This window comes from Kitasatospora atroaurantiaca, from assembly GCF_007828955.1.
Classification (GTDB): domain Bacteria; phylum Actinomycetota; class Actinomycetes; order Streptomycetales; family Streptomycetaceae; genus Kitasatospora; species Kitasatospora atroaurantiaca.
On record NZ_VIVR01000001.1, the window covers coordinates 2,303,584 to 2,323,881 of the forward strand.

At 72.4% G+C, this 20,298-nt stretch carries 11 protein-coding genes and 1 pseudogene; 2 read left to right on the forward strand and 10 right to left on the reverse strand.

Annotated features, from left to right (window positions below; translation table 11 throughout):
• Nucleotides 1–26 precede the first annotated feature (26 nt).
• The gene (locus tag FB465_RS10735; RefSeq protein WP_170290559.1) at nt 27–992 is read right to left on the reverse strand and encodes an SGNH/GDSL hydrolase family protein; all 966 of its coding nucleotides are present in this window, start codon (nt 990–992) and stop codon (nt 27–29) included.
• A 42-nt stretch (nt 993–1,034) separates the two neighbouring features.
• Entirely contained in the window at nt 1,035–1,979 is a 945-nt protein-coding gene (locus FB465_RS10740; protein ID WP_145789815.1) for a PAC2 family protein, read from the reverse strand.
• Nucleotides 1,980–2,667: 688 nt separating this feature from the next.
• Between FB465_RS10740 and FB465_RS10745 the strand changes: the two genes are divergently transcribed.
• Nucleotides 2,668–3,387, forward strand: coding sequence for a GNAT family N-acetyltransferase (locus tag FB465_RS10745; RefSeq protein WP_145789817.1), 720 nt, complete (start codon nt 2,668–2,670; stop codon nt 3,385–3,387).
• 54 nt (nt 3,388–3,441) lie between these two features.
• Here the strand turns inward: FB465_RS10745 and FB465_RS10750 are convergent.
• Nucleotides 3,442–4,055, reverse strand: a pseudogene (locus FB465_RS10750) (MOSC domain-containing protein).
• Nucleotides 4,056–4,632: 577 nt separating this feature from the next.
• On the opposite strand from FB465_RS10750, the gene FB465_RS36265 reads away from it, so the two are divergent.
• Complete coding sequence (locus FB465_RS36265) at nt 4,633–5,052, forward strand: hypothetical protein (RefSeq protein ID WP_211785750.1); 420 nt, start codon at nt 4,633–4,635, stop codon at nt 5,050–5,052.
• A gap of 7 nt (nt 5,053–5,059) precedes the next feature.
• Here FB465_RS36265 and FB465_RS10760 read toward each other — a convergent pair whose 3' ends face one another.
• The 7 genes from FB465_RS10760 to FB465_RS10790 all read right to left on the reverse strand — a co-directional run bounded on the left by FB465_RS10760 (nt 5,060) and on the right by FB465_RS10790 (nt 20,283).
• Nucleotides 5,060–6,301, reverse strand: coding sequence for an ADP-ribosylglycohydrolase family protein (locus FB465_RS10760; protein ID WP_145789819.1), 1,242 nt, complete (start codon nt 6,299–6,301; stop codon nt 5,060–5,062).
• Between the two features lie 12 nt (nt 6,302–6,313).
• The gene (locus FB465_RS10765) at nt 6,314–6,769 is read right to left on the reverse strand and encodes a ribonuclease domain-containing protein (RefSeq protein ID WP_145789821.1); all 456 of its coding nucleotides are present in this window, start codon (nt 6,767–6,769) and stop codon (nt 6,314–6,316) included.
• A gap of 238 nt (nt 6,770–7,007) precedes the next feature.
• Nucleotides 7,008–9,716: a pyruvate, phosphate dikinase gene (gene ppdK / locus FB465_RS10770; RefSeq protein WP_145789823.1), complete on the reverse strand. Its 2,709-nt coding sequence runs from the start codon at nt 9,714–9,716 to the stop codon at nt 7,008–7,010.
• Between the two features lie 564 nt (nt 9,717–10,280).
• Complete coding sequence (gene dusB / locus FB465_RS10775) at nt 10,281–11,459, reverse strand: tRNA dihydrouridine synthase DusB (protein WP_145789825.1); 1,179 nt, start codon at nt 11,457–11,459, stop codon at nt 10,281–10,283.
• 105 nt (nt 11,460–11,564) lie between these two features.
• Entirely contained in the window at nt 11,565–12,866 is a 1,302-nt protein-coding gene (locus tag FB465_RS10780; RefSeq protein ID WP_145789827.1) for a hypothetical protein, read from the reverse strand.
• Nucleotides 12,863–18,199 carry a hypothetical protein gene (locus FB465_RS10785; protein ID WP_145789829.1) on the reverse strand — a complete coding sequence of 1,779 codons (5,337 nt, stop codon included), beginning with the start codon at nt 18,197–18,199 and terminating at the stop codon, nt 12,863–12,865. The genes FB465_RS10780 and FB465_RS10785 overlap by 4 nt, the downstream gene beginning before the upstream one ends.
• Nucleotides 18,196–20,283 (reverse strand): CHAT domain-containing protein, encoded by a 2,088-nt coding sequence (locus FB465_RS10790; RefSeq protein WP_145789831.1) that lies wholly within the window; start codon nt 20,281–20,283, stop codon nt 18,196–18,198. The genes FB465_RS10785 and FB465_RS10790 overlap by 4 nt, the downstream gene beginning before the upstream one ends.
• Nucleotides 20,284–20,298 lie beyond the last annotated feature (15 nt).

Below are 20,298 nucleotides of genomic sequence, written 5' to 3' on the forward strand. Positions count from 1 at the left end.
GGCCGTCCGTAGCCCAATGCCCTGATCTACGGACGGCCACCGGCCCCGAGCGTCCGGAGAACCGCCGCCGCCATCCCCTGCTGCCCACGGGCGTTGGGGTGCACCGGCGCCAGCCCGGCGGCCGGGAACGGCGGCTCGACCCAGCGGGTGGACTCACCCGCGCACATGTCGTGCCCGGCCGAGGCGGCGAAGGTGTCGACGTAGCCGACGCCGGCCGCCTCGGCCCGCTGCCTGAGCATCGCGTTGAGCTGACGTTCCTTCTCCACCAGGAAGGCGATGTCGCCGGCCGGCACGCTCCGCCCGAGCGTCGCGGTACAGGCCGCCGCGTCCGCCGGCAGCAGTGCCGGGTACCCGACCACGTACACCTTGGCCTGCGGGGCCCGCCGCCTGACCTCCCGCAGCGCGTCCGCGAGCCGCTCGCCCGCGGCGTCGACCTTGCGCTGCACCTGGTCCTGGCCGTTCTCGGCGGTGTAGTAGGTGCGGCAGGGCGACTCCGCCGCCGGGGTCCGGGTGAGGTCGGCGAGCAGGGTCTGCTTGACGCTCTCCTTGGCGCACTGCCCGATCACGTCGATGAACCCGGCGTCGTTGCCGCCGATCCCGAGCGTCACCAGCCGGATGGCCGGGGCGAGCGCGTCCAGCTGCGGTGCGTTGGTGCCGCCGTCCGTCCGCTGGGCACCCGTCAGATCACGTGTCCTGGCCCCGCTGCAGCTGGCGTCGGTGAAGGCGCCACCGGCCAGGCCCAGTGCCTTCGCCACCAGCGACGGGTAGTTGACCCCCGAGCGGGCACACCCCGGCGGAGTGCCGACCTGCGGCTCGATCTGCAGGCCCGAGGTGTACGAGTCCCCGAGCGCCACATAGGGGCCCGCCGGCGGGGCTGCCGAGGCCGTGGCGGCCGTGCCGGACGGCGCCGGGCTCGGCGGATGGGTGGTCGCCGCACCGCAGCCGACGGTCAACAGCAGCCCTAGCAGCACTCCCGCACGCCTGACGTCCACACACTCCCCCTGCGTCGGCCGGATCGACTCCAGCATGAGCCGTCAGTCGGCGTCGCGCTCGTGCTCCGCCAGGAACTCCTCGAAGCGCCGGCCCAGCTCCTCCGCCGAGGGCAGGTCGGTCGCCTGGGCCAGCAGGCTCTCCCGGCCGTCCGCGCCCGCCACCGCGTCGTACTGGCCCTCCATGCCCCGGATCGCCGAGCGCAGCTCGCCGTCGCCCTGCGCCAGCTGCTCCTCGATGTCCGCGTACACCTCGCCGACCTTGTCCCGCAGCTCGGTGCCGGGCAGCACCAGGCCGCTGGCCGACTGGACGGCCTCCAGGATCACCACGGCGGCGGCCGGGTAGGCCGAGCGGGCGACGTAGTGCGGCACGTGCACGGCGAAGCCCAGCACGTCGTGGCCGGCCTCGGCCAGCCGGTGCTCCAGCAGGGCCTGGGCGCTGCCGGGCACCTGGGCCTGGTCGAACCACCGCGGGTAGCCGGGCGCGAGATCCAGCCGGTTCCCGTGCGGGGTGAGGCCGACCGGGCGGGTGTGCGGGACCCCCATCGGGATGCCGTGGAAGTCCGCCGACAACCGGACGTCGAAGCGCTCGACCAGCTCGCGGACGGCGGCCGCGAACAGCTCCCACTCGGTGTCCGGCTCCGGGCCGGTGAGCACCAGGAAGGGCGTACCGACGGAGTCGTGCGCCAGCTGGAGCAGGATCTCCGGCGGGTCGTAGGACGTCCAGCGGTCGCGGTCGAAGGTCATCGCAGGGCGGCGGGCGCGGTAGTCGACCAGCCGGTCGTGATCGAAGCGGGCCACCACCCGGGGTGCGCCGTGCTCCAGCAGGTGCGCCATCACCTGGCCGCCGGCCTCGCCGGCGTCCATGAAGCCCTCGAAGTGGTAGAGCAGTACCAGGCCGGCGGCGTCGGGCCCGGCGGCCGCGGACGCCTCGGCCAGCGCGTCCACGCCCTGCTGCTCCAGCTGATACAGCTCCTTGGGATCACGCACCGCGCACCCAGCCCCGTTCCGTCTCGTCGGTCGTCTAGTCGGTCTGACCCGGCCTGCCCCGGCCCGGCCGTCCGTTCAGTCCAGCGTGCCGGACGCCGTCGGCATTCCCACCTGCCGGAGCTGTCCCCACCCTGGTCGGAACCCCGGTGGGAGAATCATCGCACCCCGGTACGAATGCCCAGGTGGGAGCCCTGCCCAGGGGCTCGCGCCGCCGTCGCGGGGTTCTTGACGGCGTACGTCGGAGAGCTGTGCGCCCCCGATGGCGCGCCGCGAGGTGACGCACCGCCTTCTGGCGGGTATCGTCCTCTCGCTGCCTCGCATCGCCGCGTCGTCGTCACGTCGTCTGTCACGCCGTGCTCCACGTCCCGGCCCGGTGTGCGGCCAGCCACTCTCACCGCACCTTGCCTTCACCTGGCCGCCTGCTTCCCTTCGCGCTCTCGTTCCTCATTCGGCCATCTCGCGGACGCACACTGTCCCCTCGCTCATCCCGCCGGACCGGTCCGTCGACCCGGATCCCGTTCCGGCACCGCGCTGCCCGCCTCCGGGTTGCCGCCCCCAGCCGTACGACCGGGCCTCCGGCGTACGCGCAACCGGGCGCGGCAGGCTCCGGGCCGGGGCGAAAGACCACCACCCCCGTGCCGTACCCCGGTGCGAGGGTCCCTCCGACCGCCGAAGGACCGAAGGATCCGTGCCCGTACCCGTAACCCTCATCGGCCGCACCGCGCGGCTGGAGCCCCTGGCCGAGCACCACGCCGAGGCTCTCGCCCAAGCCGGCGCCGAGGACCGTACGACCTACGCCTTCACTCCCGTCCCGCACGGCCTGGAAGCGGCCCGGGACTACATCCGGCGTGCCCTGGCGGACCAGGCGGCGGGCCGGTCCCTGCCCTTCGCCACGGTGAGCGTGGCGGACAACCGGGTGGTCGGCTCCACCCGGTTCCTGGAACTCGACTACTGGCAGGGTCCGCTGGTCTGGCCGCCGGTCCCCGGCGTGCCCTTCGGTGACCCGCGGGACGCCGTGCCGGACGCCGCCGAGATCGGGAACACCTGGCTCTCCCCGCGCGCCCAGGGCACCGGCATCAACACCGAGGCGAAGCTGCTGATGCTCCGGTACGCCTTCGAGACCTGGGGGGTCCAGCGGATCTCGCTGCGCGCCGACGCCCGCAACCTGCGCTCCCGCACCGCGATCGAGCGGCTCGGCGCCACCAGCGAGGGCGTCCGGCGGGCCCACTCCCGCGGGCTGGACGGCGTGGTCCGCAGCACCGCCTTCTACTCCATCCTCGACGAGGAGTGGCCGGCCGTCCGGGACATCATCGAGCTCCGGATCGCCGCCGCGACCTCGCCGAGCGCCCCGGATCCCGCTCTCAACCAGGAGTGTCTTAGACACGGCGGCCCGCTGATCCACGCCTGACCGGCACGCGGCGGCGGCGGCGAGTCTCCGCCGCCGCTCTGCCGCTCCTCGGGTTCAGTCCTCCGCCGCGTACGGGGGCGTCGTTCCGGTGCGCCTGCGGGCGAGTTCGCGCACCTCGTCCGGGAGTTCGGCGATGTCGACCAGGCGGGGCAGCAGCCCGGCGTCCGTCGTCAGTGCCCGGAAGCACAGCTCGACGGTGACCTCGTGGGCCGGCCGGTGCTCGACGGTGACGGTGTCGCCGGCCCGGATCTCACCGGGCTCCAGGATCCGCAGGTACGCACCCGGCAGCGCCCGGGCCGTGAAGCGCTTGACCCAGCGCTGCTCGGCCAGCCAGGCGGCGAAGGTGGAACAGGGGACGCGCGGCACGGCGACCTCCAGCAGCACCTGCTCGCCGATCCGCCAGCGCTCGCCGATCAGCGCGTGATCGACGTCGAGCCCGACGGTGGTGAGATTCTCGCCGAAGCTGCCCCCGGGCAGCTCCCGGCCGAGCTCCTGCTGCCAGAGGTCCAGGTTCTCCCGGGAGTACGCGGCCCGGTGCCCTTGGGCCCCGGCGCGCGGAGCTCGACCGGGTGGTCGACCGGCCTCTTGTCGATACCCGTCATACCGACGGAGGCCTTCGCCGAATTCGGGCGCGGGTGGGCGAGGTTGACGGAGAGTAGGTGAGCCATCCGGGCAGCGTAGGCCTCGCCGGCCGCGCCAAGCACCGGGATATCGCGGGCGGGGGCCGGTGATCACCGGACGGAGGGAGCGCATATCCTCTTGGGTCGGGGTCGGCAGGGCATGACAGGGGACAGCAGGGGGATCGCGCGGTGAGCTACCACCGGAACAACTGGCGGCAGGCAGCCAACATCGCCGCACCCTTCATCCCCGGCGGACGGGCGATCATGCAGACCGTCAACGTCGTCCAGCGGCTGACCGACGACGTAAGCCGGAGCCGGCTCGACTACGTACCGGGCGGCCACCCGCAGGTCGAACTGCCCTGGCAGCCGCCGGGCCCGCCGCCGTACCCGCAGCGGGCAGACGCGGTGGGGCGGCAGGCCTGGGACCTGCTGTTCGCCGATGAGCACCGCTTCGGAGCACGGTCCCTCCTCGACCAGGTGGGCCACCTGCTGATGCCGCTGCCACCCGCCGAACTGGACATGGTGATCCGCCGGTTCGGCCCGCAGGGGCTGGAGCGCTGGGACGCGCTCACCCACGTCGGAGGCGGACGGCGAGCAGGCGTACGACCACCGGCGCCAGCAGGAGATGTTCAACTGGCTGCTGCGCTCGGTGAGTCCGTACGCGGCGATGCTGATCGGCAGCGCGATGCCGTGCAGCCAGCCGGAGTTCGAGCACGACTGCGAGGACCACGGCTGGGTGCTGCCCAAGGGACCGTTCGCGCAGGTGGACGGGGCGTACTTCACCGAGAGCTGGAAGCGGGTCTCCGGTGCCACCGAGGCGATGTCCTGGCAGGACATGTCCCAGGGCCGCTTCGGGACGTGCTGGCTGCTGACCAGCATCCAGGCGGTGATCCAGGCCAACCCGCAGCACGCCCCGCGCCACCTGCGCCTGGAGGCCAACGGCACCGTCACCTGCACGCTGTACCGGGCCGGCCGGCCGATCGACGTCACCGTGCCGGAGGTGCAGTACTACCTGGAGTCGATGGACGCCGTCGACACCTGGTGACGCCGGATCAGAGCGTCTTCAGCAGCCGGGCCAGCAGCTCGGCCGGCGCACCGTCGTCGAACCTGTCCGGCCGTGCCTCGGCCACCGCCGACACCGGACGCCGGCCGCCTCCCCGGACGGGCTCGACCCGGACCTCGAAGATGCCGTACCCGGTCCAGCTGCGGTGCAGATGAATCACGCCCTCGGCGGTGTACGACAGCCAGCGGTCGTCCATGTCCCGCTCCGGCAGGCCCTGCCGCACCCGCTGCCACTCCGCCTCCGTCCAGACCAGGTCGGGCACGGAGGTGGGGCGCGGCAGCTGGATCGGCTGCAGCAGGCCCGCCCTGTGCCGGATGCCGTCGGCCACGCTGCCCGGGTCCGGCGTCGCCCAGCCGGGCAGCGGCTCACGGGCGGCCAGCCAGGCGGCGGGAATGCCGGCCGTACCGGTGTGCGCGGCGACGATGCCGCCGACGATCGCGCCGGTGGTGTCGACGTCTCCACCCGCCCAGACCGTCTGCCAGAGCGCCGTCTCGAAGTCGGCGAGGTGACGGGCCGCCACCCAGAGCGCGAACGGAACGGTGTCCACGGCGCTCACCCGGCTCCCGTTGCCCAGCACCTGCGCGGGCAGTCGGTGGTCCTGCTCCCCGAGCAGCCCGATCGCCTCGCCGATGCCCGCACGGACCGCTCCGTGCGGGGTGAGCCTCCGAACGGCGGTGAGGAAAGCCTCGGGCGTGGTCGGTTCGGTACGTGCCCGGACGGCGTACGCGGCCGCCACGGCGACGGCGATCGCCCCGTCCACGGCCTGCGGATGGGTGTGGGTGATCACGGCCGTGTCGGCCGCGGGCCGGACGGCGGCCGCCGGGTCCTCGGCGAAGGCCGCGCCGAGCGGGGCGACCCTCATCGCGGCGCCGTTGCCGTACGAGCCCTGGCCGTCGAAGACCTCGGCGGCCAGCCGCCCGGCGTCCCCGCCCTCGCGGATCAGCCTTAGCAGGCGGTTGGCGGACGGGCCGTAGCCCCGGTCGAAGTCGTGGCGGTGGGCGAAGGCGTGCGTGAGGTCGAAGGTGTCGATGCCGCCGCGCTCGGTGTGGGCCGCGTACACCGAACAGGCCATCTCGGTGTCGTCCGTCCAGGGCCAGCGGCCGGGCGGGGCCTGCCGCCCGGTCAGGAACCCGCGGTTCTCGGGGACGAAGAACTGGGCGCCGAACGCGTCGCCCACGGAGAGGCCCTGCAGGGAGTCGAAGGATGGATCGGTTTCTGTCATCACCGTCATCCAAGCAGATCCTCAGCAGCGGACGTCGATCTCCTGGAAGGTGTTGTAGTGGTCGGCCGTCCAGTACTCCTCGCCGACAGTGCCCGTGACGACCCGTCGGGTGCCGCGGTCCTCGGAGCCCGGGGTGACGACGGTGTACTCGTGGTAGTAGCCCTTGGGATGCCGGGGGAGGCGGCTCTCGCGGTTCTCGAAGACGACGCCGTCCGAGCGGTACGGGTACGGGCCGCCCTCGGCGATCAGCGTGAGGGTGTCGCGGGCCTGGCTGGGCAGCCTGCTGCGGCAGACGTCGGCCATGGCGGGGTCGGCGGGCAGCCAGGCTCCGGCGGCGGCCGTGGCCCGGGCCGTGGCGGAGGGCTTCACCGGGGTGGAGGCGGGTTTGCCGTTCCCGAGCAGCGCGTAGGCCGCTGCGGCGGCGATGGCACAGACGAGGAGAACCGCGACGACGATCAGGCGATTTCGGCTGGTCATGGGCTCCAGCTTGCCCGGTCCGCCGAAAGCCCTGGTCAACGGGGTTCGACCCTCACCCGAATGGCGCAGAGCGCCCGGGGTGCGGACATGCCACCGGGGCGGGAACGGACGCCATTGTCCGTTCCCGCCCCGGCTCCTACGTACGGCGGCTCTCCTGCGCCGAGCTCCGCCGTACGCCCCTCCCCTTCGGAGGGGGTGCGGTCAGCGATGGGACCGCGCTGTGACGGGTCAACCCCCGTCAGCGCGAGTCGCTGCCCGCCGTCTCGAGGGCGGCGCGGCCTGCCTCCAGGCGCGCCACCGGGATCCGGAAGGGAGAGCAGGACACGTAGTCCAGCCCCACCTCGTGGAAGAAGTGCACCGAGTCCGGGTCACCGCCGTGCTCGCCGCAGACGCCGAGCTTGAGGTCCGGGCGGGTGGCCCGGCCGGCCTCGGCGGCCAGCTTCACCAGCGCGCCGACACCGTCGCGGTCGATGGTCTCGAACGGCGAGACCCCGAAGATGCCCTTCTCCAGGTAGGCCGTGAAGAACGAAGCCTCCACGTCGTCCCGGGAGAAGCCCCAGACGGTCTGGGTCAGGTCGTTGGTGCCGAAGGAGAAGAACTCCGCGGCCTCCGCGATCTGACCGGCCGTGATGGCGGCGCGAGGCAACTCGATCATGGTGCCGAGCTTGATGTCCAGCTCCACGCCGGTGGAGGAGGCCACCTCGGCGAGTACTCGCTCGCACTCGTCGCGGACGATCTCCAGCTCCTGGACGGTGCCCACCAGCGGGATCATCACCTCGGGCCGCGGGTCGCCGCCGCCGAGCTTGCGCTCCGCCGCAGCCTCCGCGATGGCCCGGACCTGCATCCCGAACAGACCCGGGATGACCAGGCCGAGGCGCACGCCGCGCAGACCCAGCATCGGGTTCTGCTCGTGCAGCTTGTGCACGGCCTGGAGCAGGCGCAGGTCGTTCTCGTTCGGGTCCTTGCGGGCCTCGGCGAGGGCGACGCGCACCGACAGCTCGGTGATGTCGGGAAGGAACTCGTGCAGCGGCGGGTCGAGCAGACGGACCGTGACGGGGAGGCCGTCCATCGCCTGGAAGAGCTCGACGAAGTCGCCCTTCTGCAGCGGAAGGAGGGTGGAGAGCGCCTGCTCGCGGTCCTTGTCGTTGTCCGCCAGGATCAGGTGCTCGACCTCCTTGCGGCGCTCCTCGCCGAGGAACATGTGCTCGGTGCGGCACAGGCCGATGCCCTGGGCGCCGTACCGGCGGGCGCGGCCCGCGTCCTCGGCGTTGTCGGCGTTGGCGCGCACGGCCAGCCGGCGGCGTACGTCGGCGTGCGACACGAGCCGGTGCACGGCCTGGACCAGACCGCCCTGGACGTCGGCACCGGCGTGCAGGGTGCCCTCGAAGTACTCCACCACCGGGGAGGGGAGCACCGGGACCTCGCCGAGGTAGACCTTGCCGCTCGCGCCGTCGATGGAGACGACGTCGCCCTCCTCGACCACCTGGCCGTCGGCGGTGGTGAAGCGGCGGCGCTTGGTGTCGACCTCGAGCTCCTCGGCACCGCAGACACAGGTCTTGCCCATGCCGCGGGCCACCACGGCCGCGTGCGAGGTCTTGCCGCCGCGCGAGGTGAGGATGCCCTCGGCGGCGATCATGCCGTCCAGGTCGTCCGGGTTGGTCTCCCGGCGGACCAGGATGACCTTCTCGCCGGAGCGGGACCACTTCACGGCGGTGTAGGAGTCGAAGACCACCTTGCCGACTGCAGCACCCGGCGAGGCCGCGATGCCCCTGGCGACCTGCTTGGAGCTCGCGTCGGGGGCGAAGCGCGGGAACATCAGCTGCGCGAGCTGGCCACCCGTGACGCGGTGCAGCGCCTCGTCCAGGTCGATCAGACCCTGGTCGACCAGCTGGACCGCGATCCGGAAGGCGGCGGCGGCGGTGCGCTTGCCGATCCGGGTCTGCAGCATCCAGAGCTTGCCGCGCTCGATGGTGAACTCGATGTCGCAGAGGTCGCGGTAGTGCAGCTCGAGCTTGTGCATGATCGCCATGAGCTCGTCGTACGACTTCTTGTCGAGCTTCTCGAGCTCGGACAGCTGCAGCGTGTTGCGGATGCCGGCGACGACGTCCTCGCCCTGGGCGTTGGACAGGTAGTCGCCGTAGACGCCGACGGCGCCCGTGGAGGGGTCACGGGTGAAGGCGACACCGGTGCCGGAGTCCTCGCCGAGGTTGCCGAAGACCATGGAGCAGACGTTGACCGCCGTGCCCAGGTCGTTCGGGATGCGCTCCTGGCGGCGGTACAGGCGGGCCCGGTCACCGTTCCAGGAGTGGAAGACGGCGTGGATCGCCAGGTCCATCTGCTCGCGCGGGTCCTGCGGGAACTCCCGGCCGGTCTCGCGGAGCACGATCGCCTTGAAGGTGTCGACCAGGGCGCGCAGGTCCTCGGCGGTGAGGTCGAGGTCGAGCTCGGTGCCCTTGGCCTTCTTGGCCTCCTCGAGCGCCTCCTCGAACAGCTCGCCGTCGACGCCCAGCACGGTCTTGCCGAACATCTGCACCAGGCGGCGGTACGAGTCCCAGGCGAACCGCTCGTTGCCGGACTGGGCGACGAGGCCGGCCACCGAGGCGTCGGAGAGGCCGATGTTCAGGACGGTGTCCATCATGCCGGGCATGGAGAACTTGGCCCCGGAGCGGACGGAGACGAGCAGCGGGTTGTCGGCCTGGCCGAGCTGCTTGCCCATCTCCTCCTCGAGGGCCACCAGGTGGCGGCTGATCTCCTCGTGGAGCGAGGCAGGCTCGCTGCCGGTCTCCAGGAAGACCTTGCAGGCCTCCGTGGTGATGGTGAACCCGGGAGGGACGGGGAGTCCCAGGTTGGTCATCTCGGCGAGATTCGCACCCTTCCCGCCAAGAAGGTCCTTGAGGTCCTTGTTTCCTTCGGTGAAGGAGTAAACAAACTTCTGCTGGGACGGCACGGGTCGGTCTCCTCGCACACGGTGGCCCTGACGCCGGAGAACATACCCATTTCGAAGGCACTTTTGCGCCGCCAATAGGCCGTACGAGCCTCGGAACGGGCGACGACCCGACAGATCGAATGCCCGTCAGGGCGTTCACCTCTGTTGGCGAAATCGTCCGGCTGACGCTAGCAATGCTTCAAGTAGTGAACGCATGGAAACATGAAGATCACACGAACCGGACAGAGAGTAGTGGCGGACCATCCGCCGTGTTGCCCCGGCTTGATTTCCTGCAGTCAGCTGCGCCGATCCGCCTCAAAGCCCTTCGGGAAGCGATTTGCACTCTCGCACCCCTCCAGGCCCACCTGACCAGCCGTCAATCGCAACGATATGTGGCAAGCGTCACGGGCGCATCTCAGCCGTCGGGCGTAGGCGGACTCCACGCTTCGTCACCTTGCGTCGAGTCGTGAAATCTCCTGGTAACCGAAATCCGCCACAAAGGAGCCCTCTTGGCCAGGTTGTCCAAGAGGGCTGGGCCGGTCCGGCAATGCGGACCGAAGGGCCTAATTGGCCACTGCGTCCAAATCATCCACCCGAGGTGTCCGACTCGGCGTCAGCGCTGGGCAGGGCGCAGTCGTACGGATCGTCCAACCAGCCCTCGGGAAGTACAACACGGTTGTTTCCGCTGGTCCGGCCACGCGGACCGTCCGCGCCGGCCGGCCAGAGCTGCTCCTGCTCGACCTGGGCGAGGGTCTCCCCCAGTTCGACCAGTGAACTGGACATCGCCAGCTTCACCCGCAGCTCCGAACCGACCGAGAAGCCCTTGGTGTACCAGGCGACATGCTTGCGGAAGTCGACCACGCCGCGCCCTTCGTCGCCCATCCACTCCCCGAGCAGCTGCGCGTGCCGGACCATCGCCTTCGCCACATCGGCGAAGCTGGGGCGGGCGTGGTCGACATCGCCCTCGAAGATCGCGACCAGGTCCTTGAAGAGCCAAGGCCGGCCGAGGCAGCCGCGGCCGACCACGACGCCGTCGCAGCCCGTCTCGCGCATCATCCGGACCGCGTCCTCGGCCGACCAGATGTCACCGTTGCCCAGGACCGGGATCTCGGCCGGGACGGACTCCCGCAGCCGGGCGATGGCCGACCAGTCGGCGGTGCCGCCGTAGTGCTGGGCGGCCGTGCGGCCGTGCAGCGCGATGGCCGACACGCCCTCCTCGGCGCCGATCCGGCCCGCGTCCAGGTAGGTCAGATGGTCGTCGTCGATGCCCTTGCGCATCTTCATGGTGACCGGGAGACCGCCGGCGTTGCCGACCGCCTCACGCAGGATCTCGCGCAGCAGGTTCCGCTTGTACGGCAGCGCGGAGCCGCCGCCCTTGCGGGTCACCTTGGGGACGGGGCAGCCGAAGTTGAGGTCGATGTGGTCCGCGAGGCCCTCGTCCGCGATCATCCGGGCCGCCTTGCCGACGGTCACCGGGTCGACCCCGTACAGCTGGATGGAGCGCGGCTTCTCGCTCGGGTCGAAGTGGATCAGCTGCATGGTCTTGGCATTGCGCTCGACCAGCGCCCGGGTCGTGATCATCTCGGAGACGTAGAGACCCTTGCCGCCGCTCTGCTCACGGCAGAGCGTCCGGAACGGGGCGTTGGTGATCCCCGCCATCGGCGCCAGGACGACGGGCGGCCACACCTGCATCGGTCCGATGTTCAGCGGCGCGAACTCGGGGGTGGCCGGGGCGGCCGGGGTGCCGGTGGGCGTGCTGGTCATACGGGCGGGTCCTCAACAGGAGAGCGGGCTCGGTGGGTGCGGGTCCAACGGCCTCTATTCTCCCTCACCCGATCGGACGACCTGCTCGCTTGCTCGACGGGCCGGTCAGGCCTGCCCGCCGAGCAGCTTCCAGAGTGCCTCGTCCGGTGTCCCTCCCGGTGCTCCCGGTGCTCCCGCCGGCCCGCGGAGGCCGCGCACCCGGTGCGTGTCCGCCAGTGCCTGCACGCGTTCCGTGATCGCGGGCTTGGCCGTCCGGTAGCCCCCGGGATCGGCGACGAAGGCCAGCGCGGCCGCCTGCAGCAGGTTGTGCGGGGTGGCGGAGGCCGGGAGCAGCGCACCACCGTCGAGCAGGGCGGCCGCAGCGGATCGGGCGGCGCTGTCGGAGCGCGCCACCGGGAACAGGTCGGCCAGCCGGCTCCCGCCCAGCTCGGCCAGCGGCGTCGTGAGCACGGTCTCCGCGAAGCGCCGGACGTCCGGGGCCTCGCCGAAAGCCCGGAACTCGGTGCCCCACCGCGCCCTGACCCGGTCGGCCTCCCCCGGCAGCCCGAGGACGGTGAGCGCGTCGGCGGCCAGCGCCAGGCGTACGGCGGCCGGCGGGTAGCCCGGGGCCTCGGGCGCCTCGGGACGGACGGAGACGAAGTCGGCCAGCACCTGCGCATAGGCCGGGCCCGCCGCCAGCGTCCCGTACAGATCGGCGAAGGCCTCGTGGAACCGGTCCAGCCACCACGCCGCCGGCTGCACCGGGTACTCGGCGGCGACCAGGGCACGCAGTGCAGGGCCGAGGCCGAGCTCCTCCAGTACGCAGTGACCCACCTCGTGCGCGACCACCAGCACCTCCGGCAGATGGCCGAGCTGGAACCACGGCACGCCCACCAGCGGCACCGGGAGCAGACCGAGCGCCGTCGCGAGACTCTCCCCCGGCAGGGGTGCGTCGGGCGCGGCGCTGAGCGTGCGGCCCCTGGTCCGGGTGAACGGGACGGCGTCGGCGGCGAGAAAGACCAGCGGCGGTTCGGCGGGCAGCGGCGGAAGGCCGAGGGCGGGACGAGCGCCCTGGGCGGCGTCGTGCGCGGGGGCGTAGCAGGCCCAGGCGAAGTCGTCGGCGAGCGCGAGGAACCGGCGGGTGGTGGGGAGCGTCCGCAGGGTGAGCTTGTCGCGGACGAACCCCCAGAGCTGGTACAGCGCAGCCAGCCGCTGCTCGGTGTCGGCCCAGGCCTCGGGGTGCTCCTCGGCCTGCACGCGCAGGCGCTCCAGGTGGGGCGCCAGCGCGGCGGTGACCGCGCGGATCTGCGAGTGGTGCTCGGGGAGGTCGGCATCGGCCTCGCTCAGGTCCAGCCAGTGCCGCAGGTCGGCATCGAGGCTGTCGGCCTTGGCGAGCAGCGCGGTCACCCTGCGGGCGGCGGGGCTCACAGGTCGGTGCCGACGGGCGGCAGGTCGGTGCCGACGGGCGGCAGGTCGGTGCCGACGGGCGGCAGGTCGGTGCCGAGGGGCAGCAGGCAGTCCATCGGCAGGTGGCTGAAGAGCGCCGGGAGAGCCAGCAGACCGACCACCACCACCCCTCGGCCGAACTGGCGAACCGTCGCCCGGGTGACCATGGCCGCCGCCTCGCCCGGCCTGCGGCCGTCCGCCAGGGCGTCGGCCAGCACTCGGCGATGCTCGCTCTGGTCCTGGAAGGGGCCCACCGCCAGCACGACCGGCAAGGTCCCCTGCTCGAGGACCTTGTGCGCGAACGCGTTGCGCAGCAGTACCTGCCGGGTCCACTCGCTGGAGGACGCCGGCCGGAGGGCCTCCAGAACGAGCAGTGGCCACAGGGACTTCGGGGGGATGCGGGGGGCCAGCTCCTCGGGGAGCACCGGCGGGAGGCCGTCGTGGAGGTCCAGCGCGATGGCACCGCGGTACTCGACGAAGCTTCCCTGGACATGCAGGAGGTCGCGGTCGTGCGGCCGGTGCATGTCCGCTCTCGCCCCGATCTCGACGGAGTACCGGCCGGAGGAGGTGTAGGCCGTCTCCGGGAGATTCCGTTCGGACGAGGGGTTACGGCCCTTCTGGAGCGGCCGGAGCATCACCACTCTCAGGGGTCGGTCAGACCTGGCCTCGGCTGCCTTCTCGGCCACGAGGCGAGCCAGGAGCCGTGGCTGGAGGGCGCGGTCCGGCGGACCCGAGCTGTCCCACACCCGACGCGAGAGGAGGGCGAGGTGCCGCTCACGCAGACGCTCGTCACCCGACCGGTAGAGCCGGCGCGGGGGCCGGTCGCCGAAGGGCGGCCGTACGCTCCAGATCCACTCCCACGGGACCGGCCAGAGTTCGGACGCGCTGAGGTCCAGGCGCACGTCGATCTGCTCCTCGCCCTCCAGGTCACCGGGGAGCCGGAGATCCTGGGGAGCCGCGAGGGTCCGCAGGAGCTCGCCGGCCTCCGTGGCCCACTCGAGCGGGCGGTTGACGGCTTCCTGCAGCAGCCCCATGGGGAGCAGCTCCGTCTGTCCATCGGTCCAGAGCCAGCCCGGCAGCTCTGTGCCGATCGCGCGGGTGGCTCCCACGAACGACGGCGGACGCGCCGACAGGGTCAGTTCCAGGCGCTGCGAGCGGCCGTCGAGATCGAGTTCGGCCCGGATCTCCGGGACCGCGCGCGCCGGTCGTACGAATCGTCGTGCCGCCACCGGGGGCAGCCGGTACTGGAACGCCACCTCCCTGTTGGGCCCCCCGACGGCCGCGCCCGACCCGCCGAGCCCGATCGCCGGCCACCGGCTCACGGGTGAGGCGGGAAGGGCCAGCCCGAGCGCGATGAGGTGCTCCGAGAGGGCGTCGTCCGGATCCTCGACCGGGGCCGGGAGTCCACCGCGGTCTGCATCCTCGAGCCGGACCAGCAGTTCGAGGCAGTCCACACTGAGCCGGTCGGCCACGGCATCCGCCGGGCCGCCCACCAACCGCCATGCCGAAGCCGCCAGCTCACGCGCCTCGCGGTACTGCCCCGAGGCGAAGCGGGCACGCGCGAGACCGATCGCGGCCTCGGCCCGGAGCGTCGGATAGGCGGCGTACTCCGCCGACAGCAGGCCGGGCACCCACGGAGGTACCGGCGCCGGGCTGCCGAGTCGGCGCATGGCCCGGGCCCAGTGCAGCCATACGAACGGCTCGTGCGGCGCCAGCCGTTCCGAGCACGAGCGCAGCAGTGCCATCGCCTCGATCGGCCTGCCGAGCAGCCTGAGGAGCTCCACCAGGTGGAGTCCGAGCGCGGCGGACTGGTCACTGCTGCTCCACTCCGCCAGGTCGAGCGGGCCCTTCAGGCACTCCCGGAGGATGGCTGCCGCCTGGTCCTCCGGCAGGTCCCAGGGCCTGGCGCACCGGGTGAGGTCTCCCAGCCGGATGAGCACCGATTCCCTGGTCGGGAACGCGGCCAGGACGGCGGGCAGGTCCTGCAGTACGAAGTCCGCGCCCGCCGGCGGATCGAGGATGGCCAGGCCGATCAGCGTCCGCAACGCCAGGTCGGGGTCCTGAGCGGCGGCGAACTCCATGGCCTCGTAGAGATCGTCGAGCCCCGGCAGCCGCAGCCTCTGCATCTCCAGGTGCACCTGCCACCAGAGCAGCCGCCAGTCCGCGTTCTCCGCCGTCCACTCCTCGAAGCCGTTCCAGCCGCCCAAGCGGCCGGCCCGGTCCAGCAGCCGCTCGGCGTCGGTGAGCGAGCCCCCCGCGTGGACCAGCGCCCTGACCGCGCCCACAAGATGTGCCGCCAGCTCCTGGTCCGAGACCTCCTGGACCATCAGCGGGGCCCACTCCCCGAGCGCCGCCCCGGCATCGCGGAGCATCGCCTGCACCTCGGAGGTCACCGTGGTCCGAGCCACCTCCCAGGACCGGTCCGCCTCCCATGTCTCCGACGAGCGGGATGTCTCCTCGTGCACGATGGCGGCCTCGGCGGCCGCGAGTGCCTGATGGGCCGCCACGGGCCGGTGCAGCGCGAGCAGCGACCGCGCCGCCGCCAGCGCGCTCCACGGATCGCGCGGGTCCCACCCATCGTCCAGCTGGTCGCCCGGGCGGCCGAGGGAGAGCAGCAGTCGGTCGTGCGTGCGGACCTGGTCCGTGCCGGCGCCGTCGTCGGCCTCGGTGATCTCCGGGAGCCAGCCTGCGGCCAGCCGGATCTGCCCGCTGTCCAGCAGGGCTTCGGCGGCCGTACCCGCGATCCCTGCCGCCGCCCTGCTGTCGGTACGGGCGAGGGCGTTGTACGCCGTCCTGAAGTCCTCCTCGGCTTCGTCCGGTCGACAGAGCCTGAGCAGCGAGGATGCCCGCCGCACCCGGATGGCGGCCTCCTCCTGCGGTCGCAGCCGCCCGGCGAACTGACGGAGTGCGGCGGTCGCCTCCTCCGCGGCGGCGGGGAGATCTCCCAGCCGCAGCAACACGTCGACGAGGGCGTTGGCCCATGCCGAGGTGTCGGCGCGGACCAGTTCGGCGAAGCCGCCCTCCACGGGTGCGATTACCCTCTTGAGGCCGCCTCTGGCCCGTACGAGGCCCTGGTGCACCCTCACCCACTGCGAACTGCTGATGCCTGCCGGGTTGTCCAGGGCCGCCTGAGCCGTGAGCAGCTGTGCCTGAGCCCGCACCACCTCGGGCAGGACGCCGGTGGCATCCGCCCGGTCGGCCCGGTCCGCGTGCTCTGGCCGGTAGTCGGGACCGAGCAGGTCACGGGCGAGTTCCCCGAGTCGGTCGGGGCGGTCGGCGGACCGCTTCCTGGCGCCGTGCCAGGCCGCGATGCCTTCGTCCTCGCCCAGCTGGAAGCGGTGGTAGAGCTCCTCCGAGGTCCATCGCACCCACTCGGCGGGCTCGGTCTCGGCCAGCGCGCGGAAGTGGTCGGCGGCGTCCCGGTGCAGCAGCCGGTGCACCGGGTGCACGGCGAGCAGCCGGCGCAGCGGCGCCCGCACGTTGTGGTGGAAGATCAATTCCTCGGGGTGCAGGGGATCGACGGAGACCCACGAGGAGGACCCCGCGTAGGCGGTGAGCTCCCGCCAGAGGCTCTCGAGTTCCGTCCCCTCATCGCTCAGCCCCGGCCTGGCCTTCTGCAGGATGGGCTTGCGAAGCACCCGGCGGGCGTCCTGGTCCGGGTCGTCGGCGTCGCTCTCGCCACGGATTCCCCGGACGAGGTGGGGGTACATCACCTCGCGGACGAAGCGCAGGCTCAGCCGCCGCGGCAGTACGCCGTAGCGGAGCACCCAGCGCACCCGGTCGTCGTCGATCCGTTCCAGGACGCGGTCGATGGCGTACAACAGCTTCGGCCCGGGGGCTTCGCGGATCTGCTGGGGAGTCAGGGTGGTCGCGATGTCGGCGAACAGGGCCAGTGTGAAAGGAAGGCCACCGCTCACCGAGATCACGGCCCCGCGCAGCCGGTGGTCATGGATCCCGCGGGCGAGCAGGTAGCCGTCGGCCTCACAGGCGCTGAAGGGGGACACCTTCGCACGGGCGGCGTCCGGGAAGAGCCGAGCGAATCCGGGCAGGCGCTCGACGCCCGCGCCCGATGCCTCGGGGCTGTTGGGGCTCTCGGGCAGCGGCTCTGCCAGGTCGTAGCGCCCGGAGAACACCAGCCGCAGCTCCGGGACCTCGCACTGGACCTGTTCCAGCAGCCGGGGCAGGGCGGCGCTGTCGGGCGCTGCCCGGAGGGTGAGCTCCTCGAAGGTGTCGAGCAGCAGCACGGCGGGCACGCCGAGCCCGGTGAGGGCCTCGGCCAGGGTGGCGGTGAAGCGCGCGGTGATGCGGCGGCCGAGGGACGCGGGATCGGCGAGGCCGTCGAGACGGTCAAGGCTGGACGGGCCCGCGTTGCGCGCCAGCGCGGGCGCGAGCGGACCGTACTCGAGCAGCAGGGTGGCGAACGGCTCGCCCGGAAGCTGACGGTCGAACTGGGTGGCGGCTTCCAGGAGCAGCAGCCAGGGGTGAGCGGCTGCGGTCAGCGGGTCGGCGGTGTCGAAGTCGATCCAGGCGCACGGCACCGGAGTGTCCCGCTCCTGGCAGTGCCTGGCGGCGAACCAGCGCAGCAGGCTGGTCTTCCCCGCACCACCGGGCGCGTGCAGCTGAAGTACCTTCGCCCCGCTGTCCGTCAGCAGCGCCCGCAGCGGCTCCTCCGCCCTCGGGCGGGAGAAGTAGTGCGCGCTCTGCTGGTGCGCCGTCCGCCACAGCGCACGGGACTGCAGTCGGACGCGCGCGGCCGTTCGCAGCTCCAGCAGAGCGGGGCTCGCCGCGCGGGAGGCGTGGGGATCGTCGAGGACGGCGAGCAGGTCCTGGCACCGGGCGAGGTCCAGTGCGCGGTCGGCCCGGTCGAAGGCGGCCCGGAAGCAGCGCAGCGCCTCGGGCTCGTCGCAGCGCAGCAGCTGCCGGATCTCCTCGACCTGGTCGGGCTCGCGGTCCCGGTAGTGGGCGGCGAGTTCGGCGGCGAACGCCCGCAGGGGCTCGGGGAACTCCGTCCCACGGTCGCCCGCCGGCCACCAGCTCTCCCAGCTCGGCCCGCGCAGATGGTCGGCGATGCGCAGGGTGCCGTCCTGCTGATCCTCCGTCAGTGCACCGCGCTGTTCGAGCGCGTGGAGGCCTGCGCCTCCCGGCACCTGGAGCAGGGCGTCGTAGAGCGCCCGGTTGAAGCGGGTGACGGCGGCGCACCGCCGTAAGGTCTCGCGGTCGGCCGGGGTGAAGCCGTCGAGCAGCAGCGATCCGAGGTCCGCGCCGTGCCGGAGGTCGTCGATGGCGCCGTGCAGCCAGTCGACCGGTGGTGTCACTGCGGCCTCCCCCGAAAGAACTCCCGAGCCTGGATCAGGCTGATCGGACCGAATCCGCTCTGTCCGCCGCCGGCCCACGCGTTCACCAACTGGCGCCAGCGGTCCTCCACTTCGGCGGTGAAGCCGAGGGCGGATCCGTACTCGGCGAAGATGTCCTTGGCGTCCGCCGCGCTGAAGGGACCGACCCGTACGTGCGCGGCCTCCGCCGCGACGTCCCACGGAAGTATCTGCCCGGGGTTGTCGGTTGCGGAACCGGTGATCAGGACGAACCGTACCCGGGTGTCCGGCCGCGCGAGGAGCGGTTTGAGCAGGTACGGCGCGAACAGGTCGTGGACCGCTCCCTCCTCGATCATCGACAGATCGTCGAGTGCGAGGACCAGACCGTGGCCCGCGCCCTGCTCGGCAAGGGTGTCCAGCGCCTGGCCGAACGTCCGGAACAGGCCTGCCGTCTGGTCCTCGCCGAGGCCCACGCTCTCGCCCAGGCCGGCGGGCAAGAGCTGGGAGAGGTGGTCGGCGAGCCGTGTGACGCCCGAGGCCTCGCTCCGCCACCGCCGGTCGAACTGCTGCAACGCGGCGTCGGCCTCGGCCGGGTAGGCCACCCGCAGGGCGTCGCCGATCATGCCGAGCGCGTCCCGCCAGGCGATGCTGCGACCGCGGGCCCGCAGGTCGACCCGGACGGTCCCGGCGCCGTTGCGGTGCCAGATGTGCAGCGCGTGGCGGACCAGCGTGGTCTTGCCGATCTTCTCCGGTCCGGTCACCACGACGACCGGCCTGGCCGGTCCGTACGGGCCGAAGCCGTCGAGCAGCTGCCGACGCTCGGTGACGCGGTCGACCGTGAGCCTCATCGGCGCGCCGGGGTCCTCGAAACGCTTCTCGGCCGCATGGCGCGGGGTCAGCGCACGGCGGCCGAGGACGTGGGTGGGTGCGGTGGTCACGGTGAGGGACGGCAACGCCCAGTCGGGCCGGTCGAGGCCGTACTTGTCGGACAGCTTCCGGCGTGCTCGCCACACCGCGTCGTCCAGCGGCTGCTCGGCGGCGAGTTCGGTGTACAGGGTCTCGGCGAACAACCCGGCGCTCGGCGACTCCAGGTCACCCAACATGGTGACCAGGGCCGTCACTCCGGCGTCCAGGAAGCCGTCGGCGGCCGACCTGAGGACTCCGGAACGCTCCTGGCCCGCGACGCTGACCGCCGGATCGAGGCTGATGGTCTTCCCTCGGCAGGCGTTCAACACCACCAGCTGTGGAGGGTGCTCGGCGAACCTGCCCGCGATCTCCGGGCCGGTCAGGTGCCATGGCTCGGCGCCGGGAGGGCGCAGCCGCAGCACCGCGCGGCCGAATCCGTCGTTGACGCAGTGCCCGGCGAAGTGCAGGACCTGGGGCCTGAGCTGGTCGTACGCCTGGAAGAACTCCTGCCGCGTGGGCGTGGTGAGCACCTCCATATGCCAGTCACCCACCGGACCACGCAGCGCCGTTCGGACGGCTTCGACCTCCGCGTCCATCCGCAGGCGCTTGTCGTCGTCCTCTCCGACCACGAGCAGGACCCGCAACGGAAGCGACAGCGCGCTCAGCGGCCTCGGCTGCCAACGTGCCCTGGCGAGGCGGTGCAGGTGGTGCTGGGCGATGTGCTGGTGACCGAGTTCGGGCGCGACGAGCAGCTCCCACGGCAGCTCGCGCAGAGCTGCGTCCCGTACGTCGAACAGCGTCAGCAGCGGGCGCCCGGCTCCGCTGGAGCGCTTGGCGTAGTCGCTCCAGACCTGCCAGACCTCGGACTCGTCGAGCATCCGCTGGGCGAGACCTCCGGCGGCGGCAGCCGTCCGGGCGTCGTAGGGGCCGTCGAGGAGGGAACAGGCTTCGGTCAGCTGCGAGGCGCTCCATGCCTGCTGGCCGTTGCCGGCCTCGCCCGGTGGGTGTAATCGGGGGATCCAGCCCTGGCGGTGCAGTTCGCCCGGGCCGCCTGGGCCGCCCGGGCCGCCTGGGCCGCCTGGCCAGGAGTCGAAGGGGTCCACGAAAACCGTGACCGGGTAGCCGGGGCTGTCGGGGCGCAGCTCGTCGATGCGGATGAGGAGGGTGTGTACGGCGGTCATCGGATACACGAGCCG